Origin of the sequence: Phaeodactylibacter xiamenensis (genome assembly GCF_965229835.1) — a bacterium.
In the GTDB taxonomy this organism is placed as follows: Bacteria; Bacteroidota; Bacteroidia; order Chitinophagales; family Saprospiraceae; genus Phaeodactylibacter; species Phaeodactylibacter xiamenensis.
Genome location: NZ_OZ245931.1, coordinates 1,679,699 through 1,695,570, shown reverse-complemented (window position 1 = coordinate 1,695,570; position 15,872 = coordinate 1,679,699). Strand labels below are relative to the sequence as shown.

The following is a 15,872-nucleotide window of genomic DNA, read 5'->3' as shown; positions in this document are numbered from 1 at the left end:
ATAACTTACTGCATTAGCAGGACGTGCCCGCCAATCGTTTTCCGACCACCGGAGGTTAGCTCCAGGATCGCCATGTAAGTATACACGCCGGGGTCCATCTGCTGTCCGCGGAAAGTGCCATCCCATCCCAGCTGTTCCCGGTTGGGCGGAAAGTCTTTGTTTTCGAACATCAGGCCTCCCCAACGGTCGAAAATCCGGAAAATCAGAACCTTCTCTACCTGTGAGGTATTGGCATAGATGTTCAGCCGGTCGTTGACGTGGTCACCATTTGGAGAAAAAGCAGTGGGGACATAGATATCAACCGACTCATCAAGGGTGATTGCAATCGTCAGCTCCGTGGAGCAGCCATAGAGGTCAACCACCCGCAAGGTGTAGGTTTCGGGCTGAGAAAGCTGTACGGTAGGGAATGGGCAGTCTGTACAGCTCAAGCCGTTAGCCGGTGACCACCGAATACTTGAGATCAGGTTGAGAGGTATGTTATATTGGGGTTGTAGCGTATCGGTCAGGCCTGATTTCAATTCCATTAAAGCTGGCAGGTCTGCAATGCGTTCATAGGCAGCCGGCCAGAGCGTGGCCTGTTCGACTTCACAGCCCATGGCATCCTGAATAGTGATCAGATAATGCTCGCCCGGCGTGAGTTGATCCAAAATTGCAGGACCGCTAAAAGTGCCGCCATTGATAGCATACTGATAGGGGGGAGTGCCACCGCTGGCACTGGCTTTAATTGAGCCGGAGCTAATGGATTCACAGTCAAACTGCAAAGGCAGCAGGGGCGGGGGAGCGTTAATTTCGAAAGTCGCCTCCTTCTCACAGCCACTGTCATCCGTTATTATAATTGTGTAAGCGCCCGGGCTTAGCTGTTCTCTTTCCAAATCAGGCTCGGGCGTATCCAGCCAGAACCAGTCATAGGGAGGCGTGCCTCCGCCGAGGCTTACCTTAACTCTGCCATCTGTACCGGCCGAGCAGGAAGCGTTGGTAAGCTCTGCGGTTATCGTAATGGCGTTTACTTCCACCCATGCGCTGCCCCCAACTTCGCCCTCGCAGCCTAAGTCAGCCACGCGGGTCAGCTGATGAGAGCCCCGCAAAGTAGTAGGGAGCAGATAGGGCGACTGTTGGATGTTGTTCACTTGAAATGGTTCACCTTCCACCTCATAACCAATTGACCATGGCGGACTGCCCTCAAGGCTGATTGTCAGCCAGGCGGTGTCTCCTTCGCAAATAAGCTCCTCTCCACTTATGTAAGCAGTGGGTGGAGGTGTAGTGTAGGTACTGGCGGAATCCGTTTCCACATTCCCACAGGCATCAGTCACGGTCAGATAATAAGGTGTGGGTTGCTCACCGGATACGGTGATCGAGCTGCTGTTCTGGCCGTTGCTCCATGCATAAGTGAAGGTACCTGTGCCGCCGCTTATTTCTGCCGACATCGTATTGGTCCCACCCTCACATACGGCTATATCCGGGACAGAAAGCTCGAAGCCCGGGCTGTCCGTGATGTACATCGTGGTGGAGTCAGAATAGCAGGCGCAGGGAATATCGAGCTTAAGGTCAATATGCTCCAGTGGCTCTCCCAGCCCGTCATTGATCAGGTCAACGGGCAGGGTGGCATAATTCTGAAAGGCGGGAATGGTGATACTGCCGGGTAGAACCGGGAAGTCGATACCCTCCTCAGCGGTACTGCTGCTGCTGACCAGATAACTGACAGAAAGCGGGGCGGTGTTGTCCGAACCCGGGGCTCTCTCAAACACGAAGTAATTGCCGGGGCACCCTTCCGGGGCCGGCGCTTGTGCTGTAATTCCTGTGCCAGCTCTCACCTGCACTTCGCCGCCCAGGTTAAAGCTTTCTGCCTCCAGGAAAACCGCCGAATCAAAATAGTAGTCCCCCACATCAGAAACGACCAGCCGTATATGGTAGGTCTCGCAGGGGATGAGGTTCAGAATGGCTGTAAGCTTGGTGGTGAATCCATCGTATTCAATAAACGGATGGTAAGTGCCGGTCGGTGTCGGTAGGTCGCATACATTAGCATCCGTTGCCAGTTCATTGTGGACGTAAAGGTGGGGGTTATCCGCATAATTAACGTTGTTGATGGATACGAAATCAGATGTACCCGGGAGGATGGCAACGTTTTGGGCATTATTGGAAAACGCACCATTGATACCAGGCCCTGAGATGAAGAACCCGAAGACATCGTTGTAGATACTTCCGACAAATTCGCAGTATTCTTCAGACGCAAAAATATAGCGGAAGGCTACTACAGAGTCAAGCGGCATAAAATCAAATTCGATCCCCACTGCATCTTTAACCTGCCCGGTCGCCAGGCTGTTGAGGTCCGGGTCGCCGGAGGCATCTTCAAAGTAGCCGGACAAATCAGTATAATTGTTGGGGCCGTGGGCATTCTCAATGGGGCCGGTGGCGAGGATGACGCCCCGTTCCATCCCGATACTGCTGCTGCCTTGTTCAAAATACCCAATGCCTTCCTCGTGGCCAATAGCTTGTATGTTGGTAATGGTATTGCAGGCGCCATCCACGAAGATGTCCTGCACCAGCTCCTCAACGGTGTAGGTATTGTCGGTGACAATACTGCCTGTGGGCAAGGCATAGCTGTAGCGCTCAGACCGGTGGCTTCCAGCGAGTGTAAGCAGTACCAAAATCGTCCAAAGGCTAATATTCGCCAACCTGCACATGTTATCTGGGTCTTGGATATTTGAATCCGCACGGCCTTTCTCCAATAAGAGGCCTGGTGCAAATTAATAACGGAAAAATACGCAAAATAAACTGATCAATCCGACAGGTAGAAAGGGGGTGGGTTTCAGGGATAAGCTAAACTTAAAGGTAGGCTTAATTTAGAAATAATTGGTGTACGTTTATTCGTCAATTTGTGACACGCTAAATTTGTCTTTGATTTTGTTGCCGGGCTAAGCTTGAACAATCCAACTAATTGCCTTACCTTTGCACCCGTTAAAAACCCGCCGCTTGATATTCAAGTTACGCGGGTACGTTTTCACCACAATAATTTTAACAAGCCAATGGCAGTTAAGATGCGTTTACAAAGAAAGGGCCGCCGCAAGCGTCCTTTCTACCACATCGTTGTCGCAGACGGACGCGCACCGCGCGATGGTCGCTTCATCGAACGACTGGGTTCTTACAACCCGATGACAAAGCCTGCGACGATTGAGATCGACCGGGAAAAAGCTTTTGATTGGTTGCAAAAGGGTGCACAGCCTACGGATACCGTACGTGCTATCCTGCGCTTCAAAGGCGTGTACTACAAGCGCCACCTGATGCGTGGAGTTGCTAAAGGTGCCCTCACAGAGGAGCAGGCTGAAGCCAAATATCAGGAGTGGATCGACGCGAAGGAGTCTAAAATTGCTGCCCGCTTTGAGCAAACTGCTGCTGAGCGTGCGGATTTACTGGCTAAGCTATCTGGTACGCCTCCACCTCCTCCTCCGGCCCCTGAGCCCGAAGAGGAAGAAGCTCCTGCTGAAACTGCTGAAGCAGCAGAAGAAAGTACTGAAGCAGCAGCTGCTGCTGAAGAGACTCCTGCTGCTGAAGAAACAGCCTCTGAAGAGCAACCTGCCGAAGAAGAGAAAAAAGAAGATTAGTCTTAATTTTTTCCTCAAGGATGAAACAAGAGGGTTTGCCGGGTATAGGTAAACCCTCTTGCCATTTTGCGAACTGATGTGGATAATATTCATAAGAAAGCTTTGCGCTTTATCCCACATTAAGTTATATTTGCAATTCAAAACCAAGGCAATACTTTAATTCTATAATATCTGACCTGGTAGTGCATTAATTTGCACTATCAGGTTTGTTTTTAAAATATACATTCATGCAAGCGTTAGCCGAAGCGTATAAAACCAAACTGGAAGCCCTGGGCGCTGAGATTCAGGAGTCCGATGAACTGCAGGCCTATCTTGAAGAAGAAGAGGAAGAGCAGTATATGCAGCTCAAAGAGATGTTCGAGCCCCGTATCGCAATGGTCTACGATGAAGTGGCGGGAGCACATCCCCTGCAACTGATCGCCCTCGAGACCCTCCTTTTGCAACCGGAGTTTGAGGGGCTTTTCCTGCCGAAAATTCTTGGCTTCACTGTTTTGCGCGGAGAAGTGGATGTTGCGCTGATGAAGTACACCCGTACGCAGGAGCATTTTAAGGAAGTCCTGATGGCTATTTGCAATTCTGCTAATTTTGACCTGCTGCGTAAGCGGATCGGGCAGTCTATCCAAATGGGCTTTGCGCTGAGCAGCGATATCTGGGTGACCAACCTGATTAACGAAGTGGACAACAAGCGGGTCCGTTACTTCCTGCAGGGACAAAAGCTGGACCGCTATCGTGTGCTGGAAGAACGCGTCAGAGGTTATCAGCGCTATCAGCGGCAGTTCCGGAGCGAGAACTTTATGTCTGCAGAGTTCCCGGAAGCGCTGTCCGACCTGAAAACCCTCTACTCGCCACTCAAGCGATTCCTGCTTTACCGAGTAGACGGCAACTATGATAACAGCAGCATCATACCGCACCTGCGCAGTTTTGTGGAGAATAAAGATTTCAAGGGCCACCGTGAGCACCTCGAAGTGCTGGTGCTCTATGCTTCTTTCTTTAATCTGGAAGGCGATGACCTCGACCACTTGCGGAAGCATTTCAATGAGGTGCGCCAAAGCATGGATGATTTTCAGGAGCAATACCTGGAATACCTCCTGGAGCTGCATTTGAAAGAGGAAGTGGTTATCGACCCCGATGCTGATAAGCGGATATCATCGGTAATGGACCATAAAATCAAAGATGATCTCTCCAAATATTATGACCTGCTCGACGAAGTGCACAGCAAGGGTTATACTACAGATGAAGCGCAAGAGGCGGTAAAAGCATTTTATGTTCAATATCAGGGGCTCAGCAACATCAATGAGTGCCTGCGGCAGACCATTTACGGCTATTTTAACCGCCTGATCAGCAACCTGGAGGAAACTGACTACCCGGAACTGTTTGAGATTTCCAAGCTCTATCCGGTCTACATGAATATTTTCGCCAATCAGCAGTTCAATCAGCAGCTCAAGGAGCTGAGCCTGGAATACGTGGGCAAGCTGCTGAAAAAATACACCGACAAGCGCGGAAAGGACTATCAGGATATCAAGAAGTTTGTAGCCACAACCTTCCAGGATCTTGGATTCCTCAAGGAGAAAGAAGTCGTGGAGATGTTTAAAACCCGCCGTAAGCGAAAGAAAACTTCATAACACGCAAAATACCAATAGAACTCTACAGCCCTTTGCTTTCCCGCGAAGGGCTTTTTTGTTAATTTTGGCAAAGACTTACTTTACATACTATGGAACCCCTCCGTCGTCTTTTCAATTGGCTGTCTCAGCTGCTTTTTGGACCACCCAACGGGCCGGGAACCTTAAAGATCATCAAGCAAAACGTCTACACCATGATCAACAACATTACCTTCTCTACAGAGATGGATACCCTTTACCTGATCGATAATGACCGGGCTATTCCTTTTTCGTTAGACAATAAAAAGGGCATCCTCATTGGCGTGCTCAAGGGGCAGCTCACTGTAGCTACCGATTTTGAGGCCCCGGCTTCACCAGAGCGCATCGAACTGGAAGATGGCCGGCAGATTGGCTTCAGCCGGTCCAAAACGGAGGTGAAGCTTTCAACTGAAAAAACAGTTTGGTCGGCGGCTTACCACCGGCGGCGGCGGGTGCTGTCTTTTGTTGGCGCCACAGAGGTAGAGGTCCGCAGCAATAATGCTGAATATGACTATAAGCCGGAACTGGTGTTTTTTGAGTTGGACGGCCGGGTGCTCAACATTCAGCGCAAAGGCAATTCGATCGTCGTTAAAAGCATGATTTTGGCAGATACGGATTCACCGGATCGTTAATTACTTTTTTTAGCTTGATCTCTAAATACCAACCTTAGCGGCTTGGATGTCTGTCTGCTTTCCAGCCAGTTCAGTACCAGGTCATCCAGTCCGAGGGGGATACGCTCAGGCGGGTCCGTTTTGTACTGCCCGATGAGGCTGGAAAACTCCTCCATGATGCTCCTCCGGTTACCGGCAGGCTGATCGTACAGTTTCCTTAAATAGGAAGAGCAGGCTCGGAAGAAGCGGGTCGGGGTTTCGGTTTTCTGTTGTCGTATGCTGCGCTGAAGGGCCCGCAGTCCGGAGTCGAATTCGTCGATGTCATCCAATGAATAAGTGGCCATGAGGCGGATGAGCAGGGTGGCCAGGCGGAACTGCTCGCTTTCGACTTTCCGGTTGTAGTGTTGCAATACTTTGTCTGCCCATGACCGGCATTCCTTATGCTGCTCAAGGATGAGCAAAAGGACCGTAACGTTGAAGGCAATAATCAGTTGGCTCACCGGATTCAATTTATAGGTGGCGATGCCTTCCTCTACCCGTTGCAGTAAGCGCTCATACCCCTCTTCAATCCCGAGGTTGATGTGATAAAGCAGTTGGTAGTTGGTCAGTTGTTTGAAAACCAACACCTGATCGTGGTAGCTGCCTGCTTCCTCCTGCTGTATTTTGGTCAGCAACTGCTCAAACTGATCATACTTTTTCTGACTGTAGGAGGCATGTAGCAGGTTGAAGGCATCGGCCAGATAGCGGTTGTATTCTTCGTCCTTGATGTGGGGGTACTCATCCCACCACTCGACCATCTTAGCATAGTAGGTGTTGGCTTGTTCCACATCGCCAATCAGGTCATTAAGCAAAGCATGGCTTTGCAAAAACCGGCGCTGCGCATGAGCGGTAGAAGGCAGGGGGGCAGATTGTGCCTGCAGTTGTTCTGCATAAGCAGCACTGCTTGCCTTTCGGTCTGTTGCCTGATGCTGCTCTTTGGCTACCTGTATCTTATAAGCCAGGGAAAGGTAGCGAAGCTCCTCGTTAATATGGTGTATGTACTCATCTTTGTCTGCCAGCAGATCTTCAATTTGCGAACCGTAGTCGCCCTGCTTCATTGTCCAGACATAATTCAGCTGCTCCCGGCTGATCTCCAGAAGCGCCAGCTGATCGTCCAGGTCCCTGGCCAAAGCTTTGGCTTGCCCCAGCCGCTCCTCGCTCTGGTGGTATAGCCCTCTTTTATAAAGGTATTTAGCGTCGAGCAGCATTTCCTTGATCCGGGCGGCTTTGGATTTGGAGCTGTTATAGTCCCGCATGCTTTTCAGGATCGCGTTATACAGGTAGTGCTTATCGGTGGGCAGGCTGTTGCCAAATTTTTGCTGTAGCTTTTCTTCCTCATAGGCTTCCATCCGGTTGATGGCCTTAAAGAGGTCCAGGTAACGGCTGCTGCTGCGCCCGCTTTTCTTTGCATCCAGTGAAAAGTAGCGCTTTTCGGATTTTGACATGGATTGTATGAGGTCGAACAGGTCATTTTGATGCTTCATGTTGCCGTATAATAGGTTATTCGTGCCGCTTCTTTGGTTTTAGCCACCGTTCCTTGGGTTGGTTTGTGCTTTTTTTAAATAATTTAAGTTTTTTTAGAAGGCTTAGGAATTTAATCAAAACTCTGGTGTTGGGGGTTTTTAAAGATTTGTAATTCAGGGTTTTGTGATTTTTATAAATGTATTTGAGTATAAATATAAGCGTTTTTTCTTTGTTAGAAGTTTAAAGTGAGTGGAATCGGTGGTTTGAGCGGTGCGTGCAATCCCCCTACATTTGTAACTGTAATTAGTCAACAACGTTATTTGAAACACGGGGCACTACTAAGGTTAGAAACTTACTATGAGAAAATTTTCGTAGAGCAAATGTGCAGCCGTATTGTCCTCCGGGGCAGTCGGCTCCGCTCTCCGGAGTTCGGGTTAGAACCTGAAAAAACTATGAACAAGATCTAACTGCCGAATCAGGCAGCTGAAGAATTTAGGGTGTTTTATTTTCAGAAGGGCGCGTCCACAACGGTGGGCACAACCTAATTGGAGATAAGTAGATAGTTGCTATTATTCCGGGCTGGGTAGGGGTTAAACCACTGCCCAGTTCTTTTTTTTGCAGCAACTAAAAAACCAAGCGAAAAACCAAATGAAAGCCATCGGGACAAAGGCCGTCGTTATATCGGAGGGACAAACGGTGTGCCTGCCCGGTGGTCCTGAAAAAGTCGTATTTTAGAGGCAGTACAGGAGGCTTTGGTGCAAGCCCAAAAGCGTTACCATGCAAAGGCCTCCTGCCAAACATATATACCGCGGCAATTGCCGACACCTAAAAACCACGAGCAACTATGAACTTGAAATCTTTCCTCCTTACCCTGGGTTGGGTAGGTTCCTTCCTGTGTTTATTTGAAGGAACAGCGATTGCCCAAATTACCGGTAACCTTAAGGATGCCGATGATCCGGCCGTTCTTACCCTCAATCTTGCCCCTCTGTCCCCACTTGAAGGGACCGATGTGCCCCAGCCATACCGGCAGCTTTTCCTGATTTTTAACGATGGCCAGTTTTACACTGCTGATGAAGCTAATACGGTATTCCAGCAGTCTCATGGCTTTGATGGCGCAACCCTTGGCGGTGCTACGGCCGAAGCGGTGGTCTTCTCCAAAGCTATTTACAGTGATGAAGATGGTGACCCGCCCCCCAAAATTGTGTCCGGAACAGGCCCGACTGTTGCAGCAGCAACCCCGGACAAAACCAAAGCTGTTCCCGATACGGCGCTTATCGCGATCACCCCTGATCATCCGGCACTGATACCCAATGGCCGAACCGTGCTGACCGTCTCTGTGAAAAACGACAGCAATGGTATTGTGTCCGCGGCAGCGCCATATAATGGGTATTTACTGCTTTTTCACGAAAGCAAACTCACCGTTGAAACCGCCAGGCGCCTGAAGAAGAAAGGAGCAGGTGTCATTGAGAAGCTGGAGTTCTCAATATCAGAAACTGATGCCTTCATTGAGCAAAGTTCTGAAATGCCTGACTTGCCCAATGCACTCAGATTAGATACTTATGATGCCGTAGACCTGTCAGGTACCAGTTCCGGGAATACCTATCGGGCCCTTCAGGTCTTTCGGGTATCCGGTCTTCAGCCCGGTCAGGAGCAACATTTCTTCCTGCCTGTCTTCAACCGGAATGTACATTATGACTCTATTCCGGAAGGTGGTTCCGGTGCGGCCAGCTACGCTGCAGTGCTGTTGCTGGAACCCGGTAACTTCAGCTTTCCTCAGCTGAGTGCTGAAGAAGCGGAAGGGGTAAGCAAGCTTAACCTGTCTGCCCTGTTAGAGCAAGGCATACCACTTGCCACTTTAGGAGACCCATCGGGTACGTTGACACTTGGGGAGTTGCAGCCGGCAGCTTACACGAGCGCCATGCAGAGCGTCCGCAGGTCCTATGATCCGAACCTCATTGAGCTTTGGGCGTGCGCCTGCCCGGATACGAGCCTTGCCGGGCAAAAACTGTTGATCAAGGTCGCCTTTGAGAATGAAGGGGCCGGGGCAACCGGTGCGGTAAAAGTGCGCATACCGCTGCCTGCTGCTGTGGATGTGGCCAGCATTTCCGATCAGGAACTGTTTTCTGTAGCGCCGGGGATTGAAACTTTTGATATTGAGAAAGACACTGCTGCCAATACGCTGACAGTCACTTTTCCCAAGCTAAGGCTTGCAGGCACGAGTGAGCACAAAAGCCTGGCTGCACGTTCCGGCTACTTTTCCTTTCTGGCGTATACCCGTTCGGGCACCGATATTGGCACGCTGCCTCCTACACAGGCTTGCATAGCCTTCAGGGATGAAAATGCGCCCCCCGACACCTACAATAGTGAAGTGTGCACTCCGCGGGGCACCGTTACCCTGATTGACGAGGCTGGTATCGCTGCCAATGACTTGGCGCTTAGCTGTACTGTTTGTGAGGTGAAAATGGCAGAAGGTATCACGGTGCTGGGAATGCCACTGTGGCTGTTTTTGCTGCTTCTGGTAGTCGTCATTGGCGCCATTTTACTGGCGTTCTACAGCGATGACTGGCTGGGGTAACCCATTTTCTTAAGTTTTTCGCACAACCCTCCTTCTTATGAAAACTACGATTCAGGGGCTCCTGCTTTGTTTCGCCCTACTTCCTTTTCTATCGGCCCATGCATCCGTTGGCCTGGATTCCCTTGGACAAGTTTACCAGGCACAGGCTATCGCCGCTATCGATGAGCAAGACCGGGATTGTTTTTTCGCAATGCTGGAGAATGCCGGAGCGGCTTTCCAAAATACTGACGACCTGGAAGGCTGGCTGAAATTGTACAAGGAAGCAGGCAAGGCTCTGCGGCAAAGTGACTGGGCAGATGCTGTGCAACAGTCGGTACTGGTGATGCAGCAAGGGCTAAAAAAGGATTTCGGCCGCTCACCGGATACCCCGGAGGAGTGGGATGCCTTAATCTGGCTGCATGTCAACCTGGGGTATATGCATCTGCACTATCAGGACGATTATCAAAACGCCCTTGTGCAATACGAAACGGCCAGCCGGCTCTTCCAGCGGCATTTTGAAGAAGAAGACTACTACACGGTCAACTACATCTATCGGCCCTTAGCCAACCTGTACAGCCGCTTCGGTGATTTTCAGACCGCCATCGGGCTGCTCCGTACGGCTTACCGTTTCTTTAAAGATACCGGCCGTACTGCTGCTCAGGCCAAAGTCCTGAATGACCTGGCTATCGCGGAGGAATTGGCTGGGGAGCCGGATGCTGCCTTGGGGCATATTGAAGCAGCCCTGAATCTGGAAAACCTTTCGGCCAAAGACCTGGTGCTGCTGCATAGCGCACGGGCGAGGGTGCTTGGGGTGTTGGGCCGGCACGAAGCGGCACTGCACGCTATTGACGCTGCGTTTGCCCATTTGCCGAAAGTGGAACAGGTGCCACCTGCTTACCTTCGCGAGTGGGAGGGCTCCCTCTGGAATGTCCGGGGCAGCATCAATGCAGCACTCCAACGATGGGCAGCCTCCGCGCAGGATTTTGCCGAAGGCGAAGCCATCCTGCGCACCTCCGGCGAGGTCAGCTACCGACGCTCCCTGGGGAAACTGCTGGTAGACAAAGGCGAGATGCTGCGGCAAAAAGGGGCTTATCAGACAGCCGCAGCGTGCCACCAATCGGCTATGGAGGCCTTGCTGCCCGGCTACCGATTTAATCACTGGCAGGAATTGCCCGCGCTGGAGTTGCTCTATGCCGAAAATACCTTCTCAGAAGCCCTGACCGGCTGGGCGAATAGCCTGTGGGCATGGTACGAACAGGAGGGCGGGCAGGAGAAACTGGAGCCTGTTCTGCAAGCCTGCAAGCTGATTTTTGAAGTCGAGCAAATGCTGCGCCGCCGCTATCAGGGCGAATCGGCTAAGCTGTCGAGTGTGCAGGGCATCCGGGCGCGGACGGAGCTTGGTGTCCGCGCCGCTTTGGAACTTTGGGCACAGACTCGTCAGCTGGGCTACAAGGAAGCAGCGTTTGAGCTGGCGGAGCAGAGCAAAAGCTTGTTGTTGCGGGAAGCCATGCAAAAGGCCAATGCCGAAAGACAGGCTGACCTGCCTGCTGCGGTCCTGCAAAGAGAGCGGGCGCTTCAGCAAGCCCTGGCTGATGTTGAAGAAAAGTGGTTCCGCCTGCAATTGGAGGAAGGCAAAGCAGGCTCACTGGAGGAAGCTGAAGCAGCGTTGTTCGGGCACCGGCAGGCTTACGCCGCCTGGATCGATAGCCTGGAACAGCATTACCCGGATTATTACCAGCGCAAATACGACCTGGAGGTGGCTACGCTGGCAGAGGTACAGCAGGATTTGCTACAGCCGGGGCAGGCGCTGGTGGAGTACTTTACCGGCAGCAGCCTGAGCTGTGCTTTTGTGATTACTCAAGATCAGTTGGAGGTCATTCCTCTGGATGCCTCTTATCCGCTGACGGAGCAAGTAAGCACGTGGCGTTCTGCAATCGAGGGGTTTCAGTTTAGCAGCGCTGACCGGCAGGCGCTCTGCCAAGTATACCGGCAGGTGGGGCACGAATTGTATGAGGTATTGATATCGCCTCTTGAAGCGCAGTTGGAGCTGCCGGAGCAGTTGATCATTGTGCCGGGCGGGGTGCTGGGGCTTCTGCCCTTTGATGCGCTTTTGACGGGGCCGGCCGGTCATTGCAATTTCTCTGCGATGCCATACCTGATCAACCGTTACGAAATCAGTTATGCTTACGCTGCGACTTTCCAGCGTACGGTGCAGCAGCGTGCGGTGAAGGGAAAGGGGCTTGTGGCCTTCGCACCGGATTTTGACGGCAGGGGCGGGTTTGGGGCATTGGCTCATAATCAGCCACAGGCGGCAGCTATAGCCAGTCTCTTCAGGGGGCAGGCATTCTTAGGTCCGGATGCGACGCGGGCGCAATTGCAGGCGGTGGCAGGAGAGGCCGGTGTGCTGCACTTTTCCACCCATGCACAAGCCAATACGGAAACGGGCAATTTTTCCTTCATCGTTTTTGCAGATGGGAAGGGCGGCTATGATTCACTTTTCGTGAAAGACATTTACCTGCTGCCTTTGCAGGCTGAAATGGTCGTGCTGAATGGGTGCGAGACCTTTGTGGGCCAATGGTACGATGGGGAAGGCGTCATCAACCTGGCGCGGAGTTTCCTGGCGGCTGGTGCCAACAGTGTGATCTCTTCTCTGTGGTCCATTAATGACGATGAAAGCTCCCATGTGATGGAAACCTTTTACACCGGTTTGAGTGCCGGTCAGGCCCGCTCTGCAGCCCTGCGCTCAGCAAAGTTGGAGCAGGTGATTTCCGGTGGTAAATTAGGGGCGCACCCGGTTTACTGGGCGGCTTTTCATGCGGTGGGCAAACCGGGGAAGCTGCCTGCTGCCGGTGGGGGCTCCCGCCTGCTGTTGTGGAGTGTGGTGATTAGTGGCCTGCTGCTGGGCGTGGTGTACTGGCGTTTTCAGCTGTAACAAAGCTTCCTCCTGTTTAGCATAGATTACTTTCGAAAACAGACCGCGTTAAATGGCTGGAAGGAAAGAATTCGGATGGTCAATTGATAATTCAGTTGAAATAGTCTATTTTATGGAGCAAATTTAATTTTTGAATATGCTGACCAAACTACAAATAAGCATAGAAGACTTAAATCCAGAGTGGATCAGAAAGCTTAAGGAACGCTATAATAATGCGCGGCTGGAAATTATCGTGCACGAGGATGGAGAAGTAAAGGCAATGAGCGAATCACAGTTTTGGAGCATAATTGAAACATTGGATTGGTCAAAGGGGGAAAACGATGAGGCTATACTGGCACCCGCAGTGGAAGAGCTGTCAAAGTTCCCGGTAAGAGATATAGAGCGCTTTCAGGATATACTTGCCGAAAAGCTATTTTATTTGGACAAGCAAGCTTACGCTGAGCAAATTGGTACTTACGCTTATGGCGGAGACCAAAATTTCTCCGTGGATACCTTTTTGTATGCACGGGCTTGTGTTGTTGCGAATGGAGAGGCGTTTTACCGGGCAGTGCTTCGCGATCCGGCTAAAATGCCCCGGGAGTATACCTTCGAGCCGCTGCTTTACCTGGCAGGTCTGGCCTTCGAGAAAAAGACCGGGGCTGAATGGGACTATCTTCCTGCCATGAGCTACGAAACCTATTCTAACCGGGATGGATGGGGTGGGAAAAGTTGGCTGGATAACCTTTGAAATGATGTCGTCTAAACACGGAAACAGCCATAGTAACGAGAACGATCACCACCTTTATGCTATACAGGACCGAAAGCGAAAGGGGATATACAAGTATGGTGTTTGTGGAAGGCCGCTCAATAAAGATGGATCTTCTCCCAGGGCTAATGAACAAGTCAGGCTATATAATCGCGTAGTGGGTTGGGCCAGGTTCTTTAGCCAAATCATACTGACTGGCATAAAAGGTAGAAGAGCAGCAGAAGAAAAAGAAGCACAATATATTGAGGATTACCGGGCTCAGTATGGCGAAAATCCTCCGGGGAATCAATAAGAATTGTCGTTTTAGGGGGTGTTATTTAGGACTTGAGCCACTAATTCGCCCACCGGTACCAGCGCGACTCCAAATCATTCAGCAACTGTTCCGCTTTGCCGGCGTACTCATGGCTGGGTGTTTTACGAATTCGCCGTGCCTCCGCAATGACATCAATAGGCGGGTTATCCATAGCAGTGGCAGCGAGGAGGCGGTTCCAGCCTGCCTGTTCCAGCAGCAGGGTTTTGTTGAAATCATCCAGGTTAGAGCGGGGGATTTCCCGCATCAGACTGTCAAATGCCATAAATGCGGCGTTGTATTCCTTCCCAATCAGTTGGCGGTGCGCAAAGTCCATTCTTTCTTGCAGGGGTGTGCTTTCGGCATTTTCTCCGCCCATCGTGCGCTCGGAAATGGGCGACTCATAGTAAGCACGGCTTAGTGCGGGCCCGCTGTAGTTGACCTTAAGGTAAAGGCTGAAGGTGGAGAGCGCGATGAGCAATGCTCCGACCGCCGCCGCTGCATACTGCCACAGGGGCCGGCGGCTGACGACCTTCAGTGTGTTCCCGGAATCTGTCTGCTGAGCCCTTCCAGCCTCCCAATCCTCCAATTTGCTGCGGAAATCTTCATCCTGCGCCGCCTCCATGCCGCCGATGAGCTGCTGATAAGCCATTACCTCTTCCCGGAAAGCCGGGTCTGCCGCCATTCGGGCCTCCACCATTTGTTGTCCCTCAGGCTTCAACTGCCCCTCCAGGTACCAGGTAATAAGTTCTGTCTGGTCATTCGCAGCTGTTTCGGCCGACCAGATGTCCAGTTGGGCCCGGAAGTTTTCTTCCTGCAAGGCGTCCAGCCCTTCCAGCACCCGTTGGTAAGCAGCCACTTCACCACGCAGCTGTTCGTCCTGCTCCAGGTCGGCTTTGAGCTTCGCCTGTTCCGGGGCGGGCAGCGCCTGACGGAGGTAAGCTTCAATCTGTTCTGTAGTCCAATTTTCTGCGTCCATGATCAATGAATTAAAGTGGCATCAAGCAGTCATCAGCTCCCGCATTTTGCGGAGGCAATCGTGTTTGCGGCGTCTGGCAGCTCCGGGAGACGGCAAGTCCAGCTCCCTGGCGATGGCTTCCATGACATAGTTTTTGAGGTAAAACAGCTCCAGCAGTTCGCGGCAGGGCGAGCCCAGGCGGTCCAGCAATTGCCGGGCAAGCTGAGCTTTGGCCTTGCGTTCCTGTTGGTCTTCCACCTCGGGAAGGATGGGGATTTCCGGAATCTCTCCTTCCCATTGCTGCGTGTCTGTCCCTTTGCGCATCAGCAGCACCCGGCCGATCCCTATGATATAGGTACGAAGGGCACTTTTCAGCGGCGCCTGAAGCTTCCCGGTCCGGATATTCCGGTTGAGAATGACCATGGCTTCCTGGAACATCTCTGTGGCGACCTCCGGTGCCGTCCCGTACCGGATGAAGTACAACCGGAAGGGGGAGCGGACCTCTTCGTACAGGTTCCGCCATGCATTTTGGTCACCGCTGCGCAGTTGCTCCAGCAGCGCATTGTCTTCTGAGTAGCTTTCACTCATTGATCGTGTTTTTTGAAAGCATGTTACGTCTGCAACCGAAATTTACTGGTTTTTCCCGGAAGTCCCTGCCCGGATAGGGATTTACCGGTTTAAAAAGTAGGGGAAGGTTTCACGCAGAGGGCGCAAAGGGGGGGGGATTTTGCTTTGCGTTCTCTGTGTGCCCCCCTCCGCGGCCTCTGCGTGAACCACAAAAAACTTTTCCCAAAATTTTCCCCCTAATCCGTAACGTTTAAAAACCTCAGCGGATAAAGCAATGAACGATACCTAAAACCTGTATAATCCCATGACGCCCTTGACCGGTGGGGAGGGGTAAGAGCCTCCTCTGCCGGTCATTATTTCAAAGTGTGTATAACAATTTGCACAAACAGAAAGTGATACCGTAGATTATATACTGACCACTAGAGCCTTAAGCCATAAATACCAGGGGACAACCATCTGCATTTAAGCGCTATGGCT

11 protein-coding genes are annotated in these 15,872 nt (G+C 51.6%); 7 read left to right on the top strand and 4 right to left on the bottom strand.

Annotated elements, in window-relative coordinates; all coding sequences use genetic code 11:
- Positions 1-5: 5 nt before the first annotated feature.
- The gene (locus tag ACO08I_RS06155) at positions 6-2,681 is read right to left on the bottom strand and encodes a choice-of-anchor L domain-containing protein (protein ID WP_421948824.1); all 2,676 of its coding nucleotides are present in this window, start codon (positions 2,679-2,681) and stop codon (positions 6-8) included.
- 354 nt (positions 2,682-3,035) lie between these two features.
- Between ACO08I_RS06155 and rpsP the strand changes: the two genes are divergently transcribed.
- From rpsP to ACO08I_RS06140, 3 genes are all read left to right on the top strand, one after another.
- A complete protein-coding gene (gene rpsP / locus ACO08I_RS06150; protein WP_282775292.1) occupies positions 3,036-3,599 on the top strand; it encodes a 30S ribosomal protein S16 in 564 nt (187 codons plus the stop codon).
- 227 nt (positions 3,600-3,826) lie between these two features.
- Complete coding sequence (locus ACO08I_RS06145) at positions 3,827-5,221, top strand: hypothetical protein (protein ID WP_282775293.1); 1,395 nt, start codon at positions 3,827-3,829, stop codon at positions 5,219-5,221.
- A 191-nt stretch (positions 5,222-5,412) separates the two neighbouring features.
- Positions 5,413-5,868 carry a hypothetical protein gene (locus ACO08I_RS06140; protein WP_421948823.1) on the top strand — a complete coding sequence of 152 codons (456 nt, stop codon included), beginning with the start codon at positions 5,413-5,415 and terminating at the stop codon, positions 5,866-5,868.
- Here the strand turns inward: ACO08I_RS06140 and ACO08I_RS06135 are convergent.
- Entirely contained in the window at positions 5,865-7,370 is a 1,506-nt protein-coding gene (locus ACO08I_RS06135; protein ID WP_282775294.1) for a hypothetical protein, read from the bottom strand. The two genes, ACO08I_RS06140 and ACO08I_RS06135, sit on opposite strands and share 4 nt — an antisense overlap.
- 824 nt (positions 7,371-8,194) lie before the next feature.
- On the opposite strand from ACO08I_RS06135, the gene ACO08I_RS06130 reads away from it, so the two are divergent.
- From ACO08I_RS06130 to ACO08I_RS06115, 4 genes are all read left to right on the top strand, one after another.
- On the top strand, positions 8,195-9,925 hold the full coding sequence (locus ACO08I_RS06130; RefSeq protein WP_421948822.1) for a hypothetical protein: 1,731 nt from the start codon (positions 8,195-8,197) through the stop codon (positions 9,923-9,925).
- A 37-nt stretch (positions 9,926-9,962) separates the two neighbouring features.
- A complete protein-coding gene (locus ACO08I_RS06125) occupies positions 9,963-12,836 on the top strand; it encodes a CHAT domain-containing protein (protein ID WP_421948821.1) in 2,874 nt (957 codons plus the stop codon).
- 136 nt (positions 12,837-12,972) lie between these two features.
- Positions 12,973-13,563: a DUF4240 domain-containing protein gene (locus tag ACO08I_RS06120; protein WP_282775297.1), complete on the top strand. Its 591-nt coding sequence runs from the start codon at positions 12,973-12,975 to the stop codon at positions 13,561-13,563.
- Positions 13,526-13,873, top strand: a complete 348-nt coding sequence (locus ACO08I_RS06115; RefSeq protein WP_421948820.1) for a hypothetical protein — start codon at positions 13,526-13,528, stop codon at positions 13,871-13,873. The genes ACO08I_RS06120 and ACO08I_RS06115 overlap by 38 nt, the downstream gene beginning before the upstream one ends.
- Positions 13,874-13,913: 40 nt before the next feature.
- Here the strand turns inward: ACO08I_RS06115 and ACO08I_RS06110 are convergent, their stop codons facing one another.
- The gene (locus ACO08I_RS06110; RefSeq protein WP_421948819.1) at positions 13,914-14,849 is read right to left on the bottom strand and encodes a hypothetical protein; all 936 of its coding nucleotides are present in this window, start codon (positions 14,847-14,849) and stop codon (positions 13,914-13,916) included.
- 21 nt (positions 14,850-14,870) lie between these two features.
- Positions 14,871-15,416, bottom strand: a complete 546-nt coding sequence (locus ACO08I_RS06105) for an RNA polymerase sigma factor (protein ID WP_282775299.1) — start codon at positions 15,414-15,416, stop codon at positions 14,871-14,873.
- Positions 15,417-15,872: the final 456 nt, after the last annotated feature.

Coding starts and splice junctions, on each gene's coding strand:
- ACO08I_RS06110 (WP_421948819.1), bottom strand. CDS start 14,849: ATGGACGCAGAAAATTGGACTACAGAACAGATTGAAGCTTACCTCCGT.
- ACO08I_RS06135 (WP_282775294.1), bottom strand. CDS start 7,370: ATGAAGCATCAAAATGACCTGTTCGACCTCATACAATCCATGTCAAAA.
- ACO08I_RS06105 (WP_282775299.1), bottom strand. CDS start 15,416: ATGAGTGAAAGCTACTCAGAAGACAATGCGCTGCTGGAGCAACTGCGC.
- ACO08I_RS06155 (WP_421948824.1), bottom strand. CDS start 2,681: ATGTGCAGGTTGGCGAATATTAGCCTTTGGACGATTTTGGTACTGCTT.
- ACO08I_RS06145 (WP_282775293.1), top strand. CDS start 3,827: ATGCAAGCGTTAGCCGAAGCGTATAAAACCAAACTGGAAGCCCTGGGC.
- ACO08I_RS06140 (WP_421948823.1), top strand. CDS start 5,413: ATGATCAACAACATTACCTTCTCTACAGAGATGGATACCCTTTACCTG.
- rpsP (WP_282775292.1), top strand. CDS start 3,036: ATGCGTTTACAAAGAAAGGGCCGCCGCAAGCGTCCTTTCTACCACATC.
- ACO08I_RS06115 (WP_421948820.1), top strand. CDS start 13,526: ATGGATGGGGTGGGAAAAGTTGGCTGGATAACCTTTGAAATGATGTCG.
- ACO08I_RS06130 (WP_421948822.1), top strand. CDS start 8,195: ATGAACTTGAAATCTTTCCTCCTTACCCTGGGTTGGGTAGGTTCCTTC.
- ACO08I_RS06120 (WP_282775297.1), top strand. CDS start 12,973: ATGCTGACCAAACTACAAATAAGCATAGAAGACTTAAATCCAGAGTGG.
- ACO08I_RS06125 (WP_421948821.1), top strand. CDS start 9,963: ATGAAAACTACGATTCAGGGGCTCCTGCTTTGTTTCGCCCTACTTCCT.